Source organism: Micromonospora sp. DH14, from assembly GCF_029809455.1.
Classification (GTDB): Bacteria; Actinomycetota; Actinomycetes; order Mycobacteriales; family Micromonosporaceae; genus Micromonospora; species Micromonospora parva.
Map to the genome: position 1 here is coordinate 49557 of NZ_JARVKT010000002.1, position 14703 is coordinate 64259.

At 70.6% G+C, this 14703-nt stretch carries 13 protein-coding genes; 7 read left to right on the forward strand and 6 right to left on the reverse strand.

Annotation, left to right across the window (positions count from 1 at the left end):
• Positions 1–92 precede the first annotated feature (92 nt).
• The 5 genes from QCZ28_RS04405 to QCZ28_RS04425 all read left to right on the forward strand — a co-directional run bounded on the left by QCZ28_RS04405 (position 93) and on the right by QCZ28_RS04425 (position 6059).
• Positions 93–1754, forward strand: coding sequence for an ABC transporter substrate-binding protein (locus QCZ28_RS04405; RefSeq protein WP_279515342.1), 1662 nt, complete (start codon positions 93–95; stop codon positions 1752–1754).
• Positions 1755–1839: 85 nt separating this feature from the next.
• Positions 1840–2844 carry an ABC transporter permease gene (locus QCZ28_RS04410; RefSeq protein WP_030328131.1) on the forward strand — a complete coding sequence of 335 codons (1005 nt, stop codon included), beginning with the start codon at positions 1840–1842 and terminating at the stop codon, positions 2842–2844.
• Positions 2841–3803, forward strand: a complete 963-nt coding sequence (locus QCZ28_RS04415) for an ABC transporter permease (RefSeq protein WP_088987229.1) — start codon at positions 2841–2843, stop codon at positions 3801–3803. Before QCZ28_RS04410 ends, QCZ28_RS04415 begins: the two co-directional genes overlap by 4 nt.
• A 62-nt stretch (positions 3804–3865) precedes the next feature.
• Positions 3866–4879: an ABC transporter ATP-binding protein gene (locus QCZ28_RS04420; protein ID WP_279515343.1), complete on the forward strand. Its 1014-nt coding sequence runs from the start codon at positions 3866–3868 to the stop codon at positions 4877–4879.
• Positions 4880–4955: 76 nt separating this feature from the next.
• Entirely contained in the window at positions 4956–6059 is a 1104-nt protein-coding gene (locus QCZ28_RS04425; protein WP_279515344.1) for an oligopeptide/dipeptide ABC transporter ATP-binding protein, read from the forward strand.
• 26 nt (positions 6060–6085) lie between these two features.
• Here the strand turns inward: QCZ28_RS04425 and QCZ28_RS04430 are convergent, their stop codons facing one another.
• Together QCZ28_RS04430 and QCZ28_RS04435 are read right to left on the reverse strand one after the other, a co-directional pair.
• Positions 6086–6475, reverse strand: coding sequence for a hypothetical protein (locus tag QCZ28_RS04430; RefSeq protein ID WP_279515569.1), 390 nt, complete (start codon positions 6473–6475; stop codon positions 6086–6088).
• Entirely contained in the window at positions 6469–7107 is a 639-nt protein-coding gene (locus QCZ28_RS04435) for an HNH endonuclease family protein (RefSeq protein ID WP_210859005.1), read from the reverse strand. Before QCZ28_RS04435 ends, QCZ28_RS04430 begins: the two co-directional genes overlap by 7 nt.
• 107 nt (positions 7108–7214) lie before the next feature.
• Between QCZ28_RS04435 and QCZ28_RS04440 the strand changes: the two genes are divergently transcribed.
• Positions 7215–8708 carry an MFS transporter gene (locus tag QCZ28_RS04440; RefSeq protein ID WP_279515345.1) on the forward strand — a complete coding sequence of 498 codons (1494 nt, stop codon included), beginning with the start codon at positions 7215–7217 and terminating at the stop codon, positions 8706–8708.
• A gap of 30 nt (positions 8709–8738) precedes the next feature.
• Here the strand turns inward: QCZ28_RS04440 and leuA are convergent, their stop codons facing one another.
• Both leuA and QCZ28_RS04450 read right to left on the reverse strand, forming a co-directional pair.
• Positions 8739–10490 (reverse strand): 2-isopropylmalate synthase, encoded by a 1752-nt coding sequence (gene leuA, locus QCZ28_RS04445; protein ID WP_279515346.1) that lies wholly within the window; start codon positions 10488–10490, stop codon positions 8739–8741.
• Positions 10491–10726: 236 nt separating this feature from the next.
• Positions 10727–11998, reverse strand: coding sequence for an MFS transporter (locus QCZ28_RS04450; RefSeq protein WP_279515347.1), 1272 nt, complete (start codon positions 11996–11998; stop codon positions 10727–10729).
• A 71-nt stretch (positions 11999–12069) separates the two neighbouring features.
• Here QCZ28_RS04450 and QCZ28_RS04455 point away from each other — a divergent pair, with 71 nt between their 5' ends.
• Positions 12070–13062 carry an ArsR family transcriptional regulator gene (locus QCZ28_RS04455; RefSeq protein WP_279515348.1) on the forward strand — a complete coding sequence of 331 codons (993 nt, stop codon included), beginning with the start codon at positions 12070–12072 and terminating at the stop codon, positions 13060–13062.
• A 12-nt stretch (positions 13063–13074) separates the two neighbouring features.
• Here the strand turns inward: QCZ28_RS04455 and QCZ28_RS04460 are convergent, their stop codons facing one another.
• Positions 13075–13614 (reverse strand): nitroreductase family protein, encoded by a 540-nt coding sequence (locus tag QCZ28_RS04460; RefSeq protein ID WP_279515349.1) that lies wholly within the window; start codon positions 13612–13614, stop codon positions 13075–13077.
• 84 nt (positions 13615–13698) lie between these two features.
• On the reverse strand, positions 13699–14487 hold the full coding sequence (locus tag QCZ28_RS04465) for a hypothetical protein (RefSeq protein ID WP_279515350.1): 789 nt from the start codon (positions 14485–14487) through the stop codon (positions 13699–13701).
• Positions 14488–14703: the final 216 nt, after the last annotated feature.

Consider the following 14703-nt stretch of genomic DNA (forward strand, 5'->3'; position numbering starts at 1 on the left):
TTCCGGCTGGTCGCATCGGGAGCTATGGTCACCGCCATCGGTGACCCCTGTCACCACGTTGTCCGTACCCCCAAGGACGAGGTGAAGCACACATGCGTGCACCCAGGCCGAAGGTCGCGATCGCGGCCGTCGCGGTCGCGGCCCTCGCGGTAGCAGGCTGCGCCGAGAGCAACCGCGACGACAAATCCGGTGGAAGCAAGAAGGACACCCTCGTCTTCGGCGTCGCCGGAGACCCGAAGGTGCTCGACCCGAGCTTCGCCAGCGACGGTGAGTCGCTGCGTGTGGCGCGTCAGGTCTTCGAGACCCTGGTCCGACCGGAGGAGGGTGGCACGAAGGTCACCCCCGGCCTGGCCGAGTCCTGGACCCCGGACGCCGCCGGCACCACCTGGACCTTCAAGCTCCGCTCGGGCGTGAAGTTCCACGACGGCACCGACTTCAACGCCGAGGCCGTCTGCGTCAACTTCAACCGCTGGTACAACGCCAAGGGCCTCATGCAGAGCCCGGACGTCACCGCGTACTGGCAGGACGTCATGGGCGGCTTCGCCAACAACGAGAACGCGGACCTCCCGCCGAGCCTCTTCAAGTCGTGCACCGCCAAGGACGCGACCACTGTGGACCTCTCGTTCACCCGGGTCTCCAGCAAGATCCCGGCCGCGCTGATGCTCCCCTCGTTCTCCATCCACAGCCCGAAGGCGCTGCAGGAGTTCGACGCCAGCAACGTCGCGGGCACCGCCGAGGACATCAAGTACCCGTCGTACGCGACGGAGCACCCGACCGGCACCGGCCCGTTCAAGTTCAAGGCCTGGGACGTCGCCAACAAGACGCTGACCCTGGAGCGCAACGAGGACTACTCGGGCACCAAGGCCAAGCTGAAGACCCTCATCTTCAAGACGATCTCGGACGAGAACGCCCGCAAGCAGGCGCTGCGCTCCGGTGACATCCAGGGCTACGACCTGGTCGGCCCGGCCGACGTCGAGCCGTTGAAGAGCGAAGGCTTCAACATGCTCACCCGGCCGGCGTTCAACGTGCTCTACCTGGCGATCAACCAGAAGGGCAACCCGAAGCTCGCCGACCTCCGGGTCCGGCAGGCCATCGCGTACGCCCTCAACCGTGAGCAGCTCGTCACCTCCAAGCTGCCGCCGGGCGCCAAGGTCGCCGACAACTTCATGCCGGACACCGTCGAGGGCTGGAACGGCGACGTTCCGAAGTACACCTACGACCCGGCCAAGGCGAAGGCGCTGCTGGCCGAGGCCGGCGCGTCGAACCTGACCCTGAAGTTCCACTACCCGACCGAGGTCACCCGGCCGTACATGCCGAACCCGAAGGACATCTTCGAGTTGCTCTCGGCGGACCTGAAGGCCGTCGGCATCACCGTCGAGGCGATCCCGCTGAAGTGGAGCCCGGACTACCTGAACGCCACCACCTCGGGTAGCAAGCACGACATCCACTTCCTGGGCTGGACCGGTGACTACGGCGACGCCTACAACTTCATCGGCACCTTCTTCGACCGGCCGAAGGACGAGTGGGGCTTCAACAACAAGGCCCTGTTCGACCAGTTCAAGGACGCGGACACCACCGCCGACATCGCGGCCCGTACCGAGAAGTACAAGGCCCTGAACAAGTCCGTGATGGAGTTCCTGCCCGGTGTGCCGATCTCGCACTCGCCGCCGGCGATCGTGTTCGGCAAGGACGTGACCGGCGTCAAGGCGAGCCCGCTCACCGACGAGCGTTTCGCCACCGCCGAGTTCAAGTAAGTCCTGATCTGACGCAGCAAGGAACGCGGGCGGGCGCTGTCGCACAGCGCCCGCCCGCAACCCTCCGCACCCCTTCGAGGCCGCCGTGTTCCGGTTCATCGTCAGGCGCCTGCTTCAGCTGATACCCACGCTGTTCGGGCTCTCCCTCCTGCTCTTCATCTGGCTCCGCCGTCTCCCCGGCGGCCCCGAGACCGCCATCCTCGGCGAGCGCGGCACCCCCGAGATGCGGGCCGCGATCCGCCGCAACATGGGGCTCGACGAGCCCATCCTGGTCCAGTACGGCCGTTTCGTACGGCGGATGATCAAGCTCGATCTGGGCACCTCGACCTCCACCAAGCGGGCGGTCACCACGGAGTTCATCGAGCGCTTCCCCGGCACCGTCGAGCTGACCATCACCGCGATGATCATCGCGATCGGTGTCGGCATCCCGCTGGGCTACCTGGCCGCCCGTCGTCGCGGCCGCTTCCTGGACCACGCGTCAGTGGGCGGCTCGCTGATCGGCATCTGCATCCCGGTCTTCTTCCTGGGCTACGTGCTCAAAGCGATCTTCTCGGAGAACCTGCACTGGTTCCCGTCCAGCGGCCGGCAGGACCCGACGCTCGGGGCGACCCGGGTGACCAACTTCTTCGTCCTCGACGGGTTGATGACCCGGGAGTGGGACGCCGCAGCCGACGCCCTCTGGCATCTGGTGCTGCCCGCCATCGCGCTGGCCAGCATCCCGCTGGCGATCATCGTCCGGATCACCCGGGCGAGCGTGCTGGAGGTGCTCAACGAGGACTTCGTACGCACCGCCGAGGCGAAGGGCCTGACCGAGCAGACGGTCCGTCGCCGGCACGTGCTGCGCAACGCCATGCTGCCGGTGGCCACCTCGATCGGTCTGCTCGCCGGTGGCCTGCTCTCCGGCGCGGTGCTGACCGAGACCGTCTTCGCCTTCAGTGGCATCGGAGCGTTCGTCGCCGAGGCCATCGGCCAACGCGACTATCCGGTGCTGATGGGCTTCATCCTGATCATCGCGGTGGTGTACGTGCTGGTGAACCTCCTGGTTGATCTCTCCTACAGCTTCATCGACCCGAGGGTGAGGGTGCGATGACCCTCAGCCCGGGCAAGAAGCGCGAAAAGATCGACCGGCTCTCCGAACTGGCCGCCCGCGACGACGAGCGGGGTGTCAGCCTCTGGCAGGAGGCGTTCCGCCGACTCCGGAGCAACCCGGCCGCGATCGTCGGTGCGGTCATCCTGGCGATCTTCGTGTTGGTCGCGGTGCTCGGCCCGTTCCTCGTGCCGTACGCGCCGACGGACACGATCGGTATCCGGGAAGGGCTGATCAAGCCGGGTGTCATCCCCGGGCCCGACGGCGATCACTGGTTCGGTTACGACCACCAGGGCCGTGACGAGTTCAGCCGCATGATCGTGGGAGCCCGTCAGACCCTGCTGGTCGGTGTGGTCTCCACCCTGATCGGTCTGGCCATCGGCGCGCTGATCGGTGGCATCTCCGGTGCCGCGGCCGGTCTCGGTGGCCGGTGGGGGCGGTGGGTCGACACCACCCTGATGCGCTTCATCGACATGCTGCTGGCGATGCCGAGCCTGCTGCTGGCGGTGAGCATCGCCGCCCTGCTCGGGGCCAGCCTGACCACTGTGATGATCGCTGTCGGTGTGGTCTCGGTGCCGGTGTTCGCCCGGCTGCTGCGCGGCTCGATGATCTCGCAGGCCAACAGCGACTACGTGCTGGCGGCCACCTCGCTCGGCGTCAAGAAGTCGAAGATCGCGCTGACCCACGTGGTGCCCAACTCGCTCGCCCCGGTGATCGTGCAGGCCACCCTGACCCTGGCCACCGCGATCATCGAGGCTGCGGCGTTGTCGTTCCTCGGTCTCGGCAACCCGGACACCGCCGTACCGGAGTGGGGGGTCATGCTCGCCGACGCGCAGCAGTACCTCGGCATCCGGCCGTCGCTGGCGATCTACCCGGCGGTCGCGATCATCATCACCGCGCTCGGCTTCACCCTGCTGGGTGAGGCGATGCGTGAGGCCCTCGACCCGAAGCTGCGGAAGTAGTGCCGTGAGCGCGAGGAGTGAGCTTGCGAGCCCCGCAGTCGCGAACGAAAGGCCGGTACGGCATGGCACTGCTCGAAGTTGAAGATCTCTCCGTCACGTTCGCCCGCCGCGGTCAGCGGGCCGTGCACGCCGTCGACGGGGTGTCCTTCTCGGTCGACGCCGGTGAGGTGGTCGGCCTGGTCGGTGAGTCCGGCTGCGGCAAGAGCGTCACCTCGCTCGCGATCATGGGTCTGTTGCCCAAGCAGCCGGGCCTGCGGGTCGGCGGCAAGGCCGTCTTCGACGGCACCGACCTGCTCCAGCTCGACGACCGGTCGCGGCGGGACATCCGGGGTCGGGACATCGCGATGATCTTCCAGGATCCGCTCTCCTCGTTGAACCCGGTGATCCCGATCGGGTTGCAGGTGACCGAGGTGCTCACCCGGCACCGGGGGATGAAGGGCGAGACCGCGGCGAAGGAGGCGGCGGCGCTGCTCGACCGGGTCGGCATCCCCGACCCGAAGCGGCGGCTGAAGGAGTACCCGCACCAGCTCTCCGGTGGGATGCGTCAGCGTGCGCTCATCGCGATGGCGGTGGCCTGCCAGCCGCGGCTGCTGATCGCCGACGAGCCGACCACCGCGCTCGACGTCACCATTCAGGCCCAGATCCTGGAGCTGCTCAAGGAACTGGTCCGGGACTCCGGCACCGCGCTGTTGATGATCACGCACGATCTGGGCGTGGTGGCCGGCATGTGCGACACCGTCAACGTGCTCTACGGCGGCCGGGTGGTGGAGACGGCCCGCCGTCGTCCGCTGTTCCGCCAGCCGCGTCACCCGTACACGGTGGGTCTGCTCGGTTCGGTGCCGCGCCTGGACGCCGGGCGGGGCGAGAAGCTCAACCCGATTCCTGGTTCGGTCCGCGACCTGCTGCCCTGGCCGGACGGTTGCGCCTTCGCCCCGCGCTGCGCCCGACGCACCGACGAGTGCGTGGGTGAGCCGCCGGAGCTGGTGCACGCGCACGACGGACGTAGCTACCGGTGCGTCAACCCGGAGCCGGTGCCGGGCACGGTGCCCGCCCCGCGCGAGGAGGAATCAGCGTGAGCGAGCGTAGCGAGCGAACCATCAGGCACAGCAGCGTGGCGTCTCGCGCCGGCGCGGAGCGAAGCGGAGTGCTGGCGTGAGCGAGAACGACGTCCTCGTCGAGGTGCGCGATCTGAAGGTGCACTTCCCGATCAAGCGGGGGGTGCTCTTCGACCGGGTGGTCGGCCAGGTGAAGGCTGTCGACGGGGTCGACCTGAGCATCGCGCGGGGCAAGACGTACGGCCTGGTGGGTGAGTCCGGTTGCGGCAAGTCCACGTTGGGTCGGGCGCTGCTCCAGCTCACCCCGCCGACCGCCGGTGAGGTCAGTTTCGACGGTGTCGAGCTGACCACGCTGCCGCCCGGCAAGCTGCGGGGCATGCGTCGCCGGATGCAGATGATCTTCCAGGACCCGATGTCCAGTCTCGACCCCCGGCAGAACGTCGAGTCGATCCTGACCGAGGGCCTGCAGACCCACGGGATCGGCACCGACCGCACCGACCGTCGACGGATCATCGGCGAGACCCTGGACGCGGTCGGGCTGCCGCGCTGGGCGCTGTCCCGCTATCCGCACGAGTTCTCCGGAGGGCAGCGGCAGCGCATCGGCATCGCCCGCGCGCTGGTCCTCGGGCCGGAGTTGATCGTCGCCGACGAGCCGGTCTCGGCGCTCGACGTGTCGATCCAGGCCCAGGTGGTCAACCTGCTGGACGAACTCCAGGACAGCCTGGGGCTGACCTACCTGGTGATCGCGCACGACCTCGCGGTGGTCCGGCACATCTCCGACACGGTCGGCGTCATGTACCTGGGGGCGTTGGTCGAGGAGGCGCCGAGCGACCGGCTCTACAACGAGCCGCTGCACCCGTACACGCGGGCGCTGATGTCCGCGGTGCCGGTGCCGGACCCCGACGTGGAGGACCGCCGGGAGCGGATCCTGCTCGCCGGTGACCTGCCGTCGCCGGCCAACCCGCCGTCCGGCTGCCGCTTCCACACGCGCTGCCCGTGGGCGCAGCCCACCCGCTGCGCCGACGAGCGACCGGTGCTGCGGGAGATCGGTGGCAGCCGGGTGGCGTGTCACTTCGCCGAGCAGATCGCCAGCGGCGAACTGCGCCCGCACGGGGTCAGCGCGCAGATAGTCCGGCCCGAGGGCGAGGGGGACGCGCCGGGCATGGTCTCCGCGCCCACCGAGCCCGGTTCGTACGTCTGAGCCGCCGGACGCGGTGCCGGCGGTCGTCAGCCTTCGGGGCGGTTCAGCAGCCCCACCGCGACGCCGTGCACCGCGTCCAGCCCGGCCGGGTCGGCCAGCGTGACCGACGTGCCGGTCACCGCGTACCACTCGTCCGCGTCCTTGTACTGCACCCGCACTGTGACCTTGCCGTCCGCGTACTCGGTGCGCAGTGTCAGGTCACCGGTGACGACGCCGACCTCGTCGGTCATCACGCCGCCCGGGCCGGGCACGATGTCGGTGGTGCGGCTCTGCGGGCCGGCCGCGCCGCCGGAATCCGCGACCATGCCGGCACCTGGCACGGCGGCGGGAGTCTCGGCGGTGCCGTCGGCGGTCATGCCGGCCGCGGACGGGACGCCCTCCCCGGCGGCGGTCACGATTGGCTCCCCACTCAACAGCCCTCCAACATGTCGGTCAGTGCGGCCTTCTCGGCGCTGGTCACCGTCAGCCGCCAGTAGTGCTTGACCGTCACCCAGTCCTGGGCGTATTTGCACCAGTACGATCGGTTTGCCGGCTTCCACTGGGACGGGTCCTGGTCACCCTTTGCCCGGTTCGACGAGGCGGAAACCGCGAACAGCTGCGGACGGGTGGTGTCGTTGGCGAAGTCACCGCGCTTCGCGTTGTCCCACTCGTCGGCACCCGAGCGCCACGCGTTGGCCAACGGCACCATGTGGTCGATGTCCACGTCGGAGGGATCCGAGAAGCTGCGACCGTCGTACACGCTCTCCCAGCGCCCACCGACCACGTTGCAGCCGGAGAGCTTCACGTCCTTGCCGTCGCGCTGGAGGATGCTGTCCCGGACGTCGCAGTTCTTGCCGGTGTCCCGCCAGTGCGGGAAACGGTCCCGGCTGTAGCCCTTCATCGAGCCGGCGGTGGCGACGGTGAGCTCGCTCAACTGCTCCACCGCGTTGCCGCCGTCACTCGGCGGCGGGGTGGCCGGCTCATCCGGCGGGACGCAACCGGCCACGCCGAGCGCCAGCGCCGCGGCAAGCGCAGCCACCGCCGCTCGCGGTCCTGATCTGGTACGCACAGACGACACCTCTCCAGCTTGGGGGCTCCCGGCGATTGCGCACAGTACCCGGGAACGGTTTCGGCGTTTCGTGGCGTCTCCCACATGATGCAAGGCAGATTGGTGGGATGACCGCACCCGTGCCGGCCGCAGCCCTCCGGATGGGCACCACCGCCGGCCGGGGCACGCTGCTCGCCGCCGTACTCGCCTCTGGCATGGTCTTCCTCGACAGCACCGTCGTCAACGTGGCGCTGCCGAGGCTCGGGCAGGATCTCGGCGCGAACGTCGCCGATCTCCAGTGGACCGTCAACGGCTATCTGCTGATGCTGGCGGCGTTCGTGTTGCTCGGTGGTGCGCTGGGGGACCGCTTCGGCCGGCGACGCATCTTCCTCATCGGCGTGGTCTGGTTCACCGCCGCCTCCGTGCTCTGTGGGCTCGCCCAGGACACCGGTTGGCTGATCGGAGCGCGGTTCCTCCAGGGCGCCGGCGGCGCGCTGCTCACGCCCGGGTCGCTGTCGGTGCTCCAGGCGAGCTTCCACCCCGACGACCGGGGCCGCGCGATCGGCGCCTGGGCCGGACTGTCCGGCGTGTCCACCGCGCTGGGCCCGTTCATCGGCGGCTGGCTTATCGACGCGCTCTCCTGGCGCTGGATCTTCTTCCTCAACCTGCCGATCGCCGTGCTGGTGCTGCTGGCCGCGCTGCGCTGGGTGCCGGAGAGCCGGGACGAGAGCGCCTCCCGGACCGAGGGACGGGACCGGACCCGGCGTCGGTTCGACGTCGCCGGAGCCGTCCTCGGAGCGCTCGCGCTCGCCGGCGTCACCTACGCCCTGATCGACGCGCCGGCTCGCGGGTTCGACTCCGCCGAGGTGCTGATCGCGGCGGCGGTCGGTGTGCTCGCCGCGGTGGCCTTCGTGCTGCTCGAGCGGCGGCGTGGCGACGCCGCGATGCTGCCCACCGGGCTGTTCAGCAGCCGACTCTTCTCGGTGCTGAACCTCTTCACGGTGGTCGTCTACGCGGCGCTCGGCGGCTTCACCTTCTTCTTCGCCGTCTACCTGCAGAACGTCGTCGAGTGGTCGGCCTTCCGCACCGGCATCGCGTTGCTGCCGATGACGCTGCTGCTGTTGGTCGGGTCGGCGCGGGCCGGCGCACTGTCGGCGCGGATCGGCCCGCGCCTGCCACTCGCCGTCGGACCGGTGATCGCCGCGGTCGGTCTGCTGCTGCTGCGCGGCGTCGGACCGGGCGCGTCGTACTGGCGCGACGTGCTGCCCGGCGTGCTGCTCTTCGGCATCGGGCTGACCCTGGTGGTGGCACCGCTGACCGCGTCGGTGCTGGCGGCCGTGCAGGACCGGTTCTCCGGGGTCGCCAGCGGCTTCAACAACGCCGCGTCCCGTGCCGGCGGCCTGCTCGCGGTGGCGGCGCTGCCGCTGCTGGTCGGTCTCTCCGGCGCCGGCTACGAGCAGAAGGCCGACCTGACCGACGCGTACCGCGCGGCGTTGGCCTGGTGCGCGGGGCTGCTGCTGGCCGGCGCGGTGCTGGCCCTCGTGCTGGTCCACCGACCGCCCCGGGAAGCCCCGCCGTCGCAGCCCTGCCACTCGCTGCCCGCCGCCACGCCCCCGAGGTAGCGGACCACCTCGGGGACGCGACGCCTGGGATCAGCGACGGGCGCGGTTGACGGCGCTGGTGACCGCCTTGATCGACGCGGTGACGATGTTGGCGTCGGTGCCGACACCCCAGACCGTCTTCCCGTCCACCTCACACTCCACGTACGCGGCCGCCTGCGCGTCACCGCCGGAGGAGAGCGCGTGCTCGTGGTAGTCGAGCACCCGCACGCCCACGTCGACCGACTGCAGCGCGTTGACGTACGCGTCGATCGGGCCGTTGCCGACCGCGGCGAGGGACCGCTGCTCGCCGCCCACCCCGACCTGGGCCTCGATCTCGACCTTGCCGTCCGCCGTGCCGATCGTGTAGCCGGCCAGCCGGACGGCCGGGTCGGGCTGGTGGTCGAGCAGGTAGTGCGTCGCGAAGATCTCCCACATGGCGGCCGGGTCGACCTCGCCGCCGTCGTGATCGGTGACCTGCTGCACCACCCCGGAGAACTCGATCTGGAGCCGGCGCGGCAGGTCCAGCTGGTGCTCGCTCTTCATGATGTACGCGACGCCGCCCTTGCCGGACTGCGAGTTGACCCGGATCACCGCCTCGTAGGTGCGGCCCAGGTCCTTCGGGTCGATCGGCAGGTACGGCACCGCCCAGGTGTGCTCGTCCACCGGTACGCCGGCCGCCTTCGCGTCGGCGGCGAGGGCGTCGAAGCCCTTCTTGATGGCGTCCTGGTGGGAGCCGGAGAAGGCGGTGTAGACCAGGTCGCCCGCGTACGGGTGGCGCTCGTGCACCGGCAGCTGGTTGCAGTACTCGACCGCGCGCCGGATCTCGTCGATGTTCGAGAAGTCGATCATCGGGTCGATGCCCTGGGAGAAGATGTTGAGCCCCAGGGTCACCAGGTCGACGTTGCCGGTGCGCTCACCGTTGCCGAACAGGCAGCCCTCGATGCGGTCCGCGCCGGCCAGCAGGCCCAGCTCGGCGGCGGCCACGCCGGTGCCCCGGTCGTTGTGCGGGTGCAGGCTCAGCACCACGCTGTCGCGGCGCGGCAGGTGCCGGTGCATCCACTCGATCGAGTCGGCGTACACGTTGGGGGTGGCCATCTCGACGGTGGCCGGCAGGTTGATGATCAGCGGCCGGTCGGGGGTCGGGTCGATCACGTCGATCACCCGGGAGCAGACCTCCAGCGCGTACTCCAGCTCGGTGCCCGTGTACGACTCCGGCGAGTACTCGTAGAAGATCTCGGTGTCCGGGGTGTGGATCTCCGCGTACTTCTGGCAGAGCCGCGCACCGGTGGTGGCGATGTCGGCGATGCCGTCCTTGTCCAGGCCGAAGACCACCCGCCGCTGCAGGGTGGAGGTCGAGTTGTAGAAGTGCACGATGGCCCGCCTGGCGCCGCGCAGCGACTCGAACGTCCGGTCGATCAGGTGCTCCCGGCACTGGGTGAGCACCTGGATGGTGACGTCCTCGGGGATCATGTCCTGTTCGATGAGCTGCCGGACGAAGTCGAAGTCGGTCTGGCTGGCCGACGGGAAGCCGACCTCGATCTCCTTGTAGCCCATCTGGACCAGCAGCTGGAACATCCGGCGCTTGCGCTCCGGCGACATCGGGTCGATCAGGGCCTGGTTGCCGTCGCGGAGATCCACCGCGCACCACCGGGGGGCGGCGTCGACGGTGCGGGTGGGCCAGGTGCGGTCCGGCAGTTCAACCCGGAACTGCTCCTGGTAGGGCTGGTAGCGGTGGTACGGCATCCGGCTGGGGCGTTGCCGGGCGAACGGATTGGACTCGGCGTCGGTGACAGGTTGAGCCATCTCAGAGTGCTCCCTGGAACATGTGGCGTCAGCAGATCGGAAGGTGTCGGCGGATGCCGGGCGACGATGCGCGGCGGTGCCGAGAGGAAACTCAGATGTGCTGGACGGCGCGATGCGACTCCGCGACGAGGTGCCGGCCGGTCAGGCCTCGTCGCGGCGGCTAAGGAGGAGAAGCGCCTGCCACATGACCAGGTCACCCTACGTGATGAAACGGGGGGTGGAAAGGTAGGTCCGGACTATGGGACCGAGGTCATCGCCGGCACCGGGGCCTGGGCACCCAGCCTCGGCGTCCGTTCGGCCCAGGCCACGGCGGGCACGATCGCCGCTGCGACCAGCACGAAGATCGCTGCCGTCGGTAACCAACCCCAGCCGCCGGTGCTCACCCCGAGCGCGGTCAACCCGGCCGGGGCGATCAGGTACTGCACCTGTCTGCCGAGCTCGAACGCCCCCACGTACGCGCCACGCTGGTCGTCCGGTGGGAGGGTGGCAGTGAGCCCCCAGGCGCCCGCCGACTGGATCAGTTCGGCCAGGATCAGCAGCGTCGCGGCCGCCACCAGCACCACGACGGTGAGCATGCCCCGGGTGAGTCCGGAGATCGGCAGGACCAGGCAGGACACGGCGATGAGCAGGCCACCGCGAAGGGAGGCCCGCGCCGCGCCCGTCGCGGTGTCGGCACCCCGGCTGACGCGTACCTGGAGCAGCACGATCAGGACCGTGTTGAGCAGCACCAGCCCGGCGATCACGGTCTTCGGGGCGTCGGTGTGGGTGAGGATCCAGAGCGGCATGACCGTCAGGTAGAGGACCCCGTGCGCGGTGAGCAACCCGGAGAGCAGGGACACCGCCATGAACGGCCGGTCCCGCAGCACGGCGAGCCGACCCATCGGCTCCGCCGGCCGGCTCACCTGCGGCAGCCGGGGCAGTCGCCGCACGAACAGGGCCGTCACCAGGATCACCGCCGCGATGAACCAGACCATTGCCCGGTACGCCTCGATCGTGTCCACTGCCAGCACCAGGCCGCTGATCACCGCGCCGAGCCCGAAGCCGACATTCAACGACGACCGCTGGTACGCCATCGCCGTGACCCGTTCGGCAGGCGGGAGCGCGTTGATCGAGTAGACCTGCCGGGCCACGCCGGTCGACGCGTACGCCGCCGCCAGCGCCACCACCACAGCGAGGAAACCCGCGAAGCCGCCCACGAACGGGTACGACGCGAAGAGCGCCGCCTCCAGCACCAGCCCGACGACCCAGACCCGCTGCGGCCCGAAGCGGTCGGTGAGTCCGCCCAGCGGCACGGTGCCCAGCAGCGACACCCCCGCCGAGATGGACAGGCCCAGCCCGACCTGAGCGGCGTTGAGCCCCAACGCCCGGGTGAAGAAGACGGCGCTGCCGGCGTGGAACAGGCCGCTGCCGACGGCGTAGACCATGGCCTGCACGGCCAACGCGCGGGTCAACCCGGCCGGCGGTACGACGTTTGCCACGGCGGTACGGATGGTGTCTCTGGTCCCCATGGGCGGTGAGTGAACCGTGCCCCCATGACGGCGGTCGAGTCTTTTAGGCTCAACCGAATCCTGCTCCGGGGGTGCGTGTGTCCGAGTTGCGCTTCAGCCTGGCTGACGTGGCGGGCGTGCGGCTCGCCGTGTCGCCGGTCAACGAGACGGTCATGAGCATGTGGGCGTTGGCGAGCCCGGTCTACCACGCGGTGCACCTGCCCTGGATCGACCGCGCCCGGGTGACGATGCGTCGTCCCGACGTGGCCGGCCGGGTCCGACCGCTGGTGGAGCTGGCCCGACCCCGGACCTGGCTGCCCGACTTCCTCACCCCGGCCGCCCGGCCGAACGTGGAGATGGCCGAGCAACTCGAACAGATCGCCGCCACCCCGCCGGCCGTGGTGGTCCAGGACCTGCTGGCGACCACCCCGCGCCGGCCGCTGGGTGCGTTCGGGCAGGCGCTGCTCGCCGACCCCGGTGGGCTGCTGCCGCAGCTCGTCGACGCGGTGCGGGTCTGGTACGACGAGGCGATCGCCCCGGACTGGCCACGGATGCAGGCCCTGCTCGACGCCGACGTGACGTACCGGGCGGCCCAACTCGCCGAGAACGGTGCCGGCCGGTTCTTCGAGCAGCTGCACCCGAGCCTGCGCTGGCTCGGCGACCGGGTGGTCAGCGACGACCCGTTCGAGCGGGACTTCGACCTGCGGGGTCGTGGGCTGGCGCTGAACCCGACGGTGTTCACCGAACGGCGGGTGCTGTGGAACCTGCTGGAGGATTCGCTGCCGGCCGGCGCGTACCCGGTCCGAGCGGTCGGGACGCTCTGGGAGGCGACAGCGCCGCCGCCGGGCGACCCGCTGGCGCGGGTGGTCGGTCCCGGCCGGGCCGTGCTGCTGCACCGGCTCGACACGGCGGCCACCACCACCGATCTGGCCCGACTCACCGGGATGTCCGCCGGGAACGTCTCCCAGCACCTGGCCGCGCTGCACGCCGCCGGCCTGGTCAACCGGTCCCGACAGGGCCGGCACGTGCTGTATCGCAACACCGAGGCCGCGGCGGTCCTGCTGCGCGCCAGCCGCGGCGGGTAGCCGGCGGACCGGTCAGCCGAGCAGCAGGTCGGCCAGCGGTCGGCGGCGGCGCAGGCCGGTCTCCTCGGCGACGAGGTCCGCCGGCAGGCTGAGCGGGTCGCCGAGCTGCCCGACGACGAGCACCGCGTACGGCCGCACGTCGGCGGGGAGGTGCAGGTCGGCGGCGAGCCCGCCGCGGTCCACTGTCAGCACCTGCCGGACGTGCAACCCCAGCGCGGTGGCCTGCACGGTGAGGTGGGCGACCGACTGACCGAGGTCGTACGCGATCCCGTCGGCCGGCGCGGCGTCCGGGTCGACGTGCGCGGCGAGCAGCAGCGCGGCGGCCCGGTGCGCCCAGCGTTGGTCGCGTTCGGTCAGGTTGACCAGGATGCGCTTCCAGGTGTCGTCGTTGCGGTAGCCCACCGTGAACCGCCAGGGCTGACGGTTGCCCAGGGAGGGTGCCCAGCGGGCCGCCTCCAGCAGGGAGGACGCGTCGGCCGCGCTCAGCTCCGCGGTGGGGTGGAACGCCAGCGGACTCCAGCGGTAGGCGAGCAGCGGGGTGAGATCGGCCATAAGACGGATCGTCCCGTATGGGTGATTCGTCGCTCAGGACGGGGTGGCCAAATGTGGGCAAGAGCACCCGTAACGGGACGAAGATCAGGGCGTTCCCGCGCTCGGGCTCTCCGACGGGTCCGGAGTCGGCGGCGCCGCGGTGTCGAGCGGCTCCCGGTCGATCACCACCGGGCCGGCCAGTTGCACGGTGGCCGGCGCCGGGGCGGGGGGAGCGGCCAGCCGCAGCGTCCCGGCCCCGGTCCGGACACCGGTCGGCGTGCCGTCCCGGTCGTAGCAGTAGATGCCCACGTCCAGCGGGGCGTTGAGCGACGCCGAGGTGGATTCCACCGAGTAGCAGGTGCCGGCGACGCCCTCGGGCGCGGTGGCCGGGGCGACCGCCAGCGGGGCACGTCGGTCGGTGAGCACATCCAGCCAGTCGGTGAGCGGGTGCTGCACCCGGGGGTCCAACCGGCGCGGGATCGTGTCGTCGCGGTCACCCAGGCGTACGCAGCTCGCCGACCCGGCGTGACCGGCCGACGGCAGGGCGCACTGGAACAGCCCGTCGGCCGTGCTGGCCATCGAGACATCGGCGGTGCCGCCCAACGCGCCCCCCGGCACGTCGACTCGCCAACTGCCGTCGTTCGCGCTGGTGAAGACGATGGTCCGGTCCGGTTGGCCGGTCCGGCTGTACACGTACTGCGCCACCAGGTGGCGGTCCTGAGCAGCCGCGGCCAGCGCGGCCAACTCGTCCCACGCGGCATCCACCTCGACCGGCGCGGCATCGGCGGGTGGTGGAGCCGGTGGCTGCTCACTGGTGCAGGCGGCCAGGAGCGTCGGTAGGGCGAGGACGAGCGGCCCGAGCACGCGGCCGGCCGAGCGGAGGAGGACGGGCACCGGCCCATTCTGGTGGGTGCGGGCGGTCGGTGGGCGCCGACGCGTACCGCGCTCGTCCCGGCGTGTCGGGCGGGCCGTTCCCGCGTACCGCCCGACCTGGTGGGACCGGCCCGGCCGGCGGCCGGCGGGCCGGATGGTGGGATCACCTGACCCGGCGTCGTTACCCGCCGGATACCCTCAAGGGGTCTGACACGCGCCGCCGGCCCCGGTTCCGGC

Excerpts from the sequence above, each read along its gene's own strand:
- QCZ28_RS04450 (WP_279515347.1), bottom strand. The coding sequence starts at position 11,998 with ATGGGGACCAGAGACACCATCCGTACCGCCGTGGCAAACGTCGTACCG.
- QCZ28_RS04420 (WP_279515343.1), top strand. The coding sequence starts at position 3,866 with ATGGCACTGCTCGAAGTTGAAGATCTCTCCGTCACGTTCGCCCGCCGC.
- QCZ28_RS04460 (WP_279515349.1), bottom strand. The coding sequence starts at position 13,614 with ATGGCCGATCTCACCCCGCTGCTCGCCTACCGCTGGAGTCCGCTGGCG.
- leuA (WP_279515346.1), bottom strand. The coding sequence starts at position 10,490 with ATGGCTCAACCTGTCACCGACGCCGAGTCCAATCCGTTCGCCCGGCAA.
- QCZ28_RS04405 (WP_279515342.1), top strand. The coding sequence starts at position 93 with ATGCGTGCACCCAGGCCGAAGGTCGCGATCGCGGCCGTCGCGGTCGCG.
- QCZ28_RS04415 (WP_088987229.1), top strand. The coding sequence starts at position 2,841 with ATGACCCTCAGCCCGGGCAAGAAGCGCGAAAAGATCGACCGGCTCTCC.
- QCZ28_RS04440 (WP_279515345.1), top strand. The coding sequence starts at position 7,215 with ATGACCGCACCCGTGCCGGCCGCAGCCCTCCGGATGGGCACCACCGCC.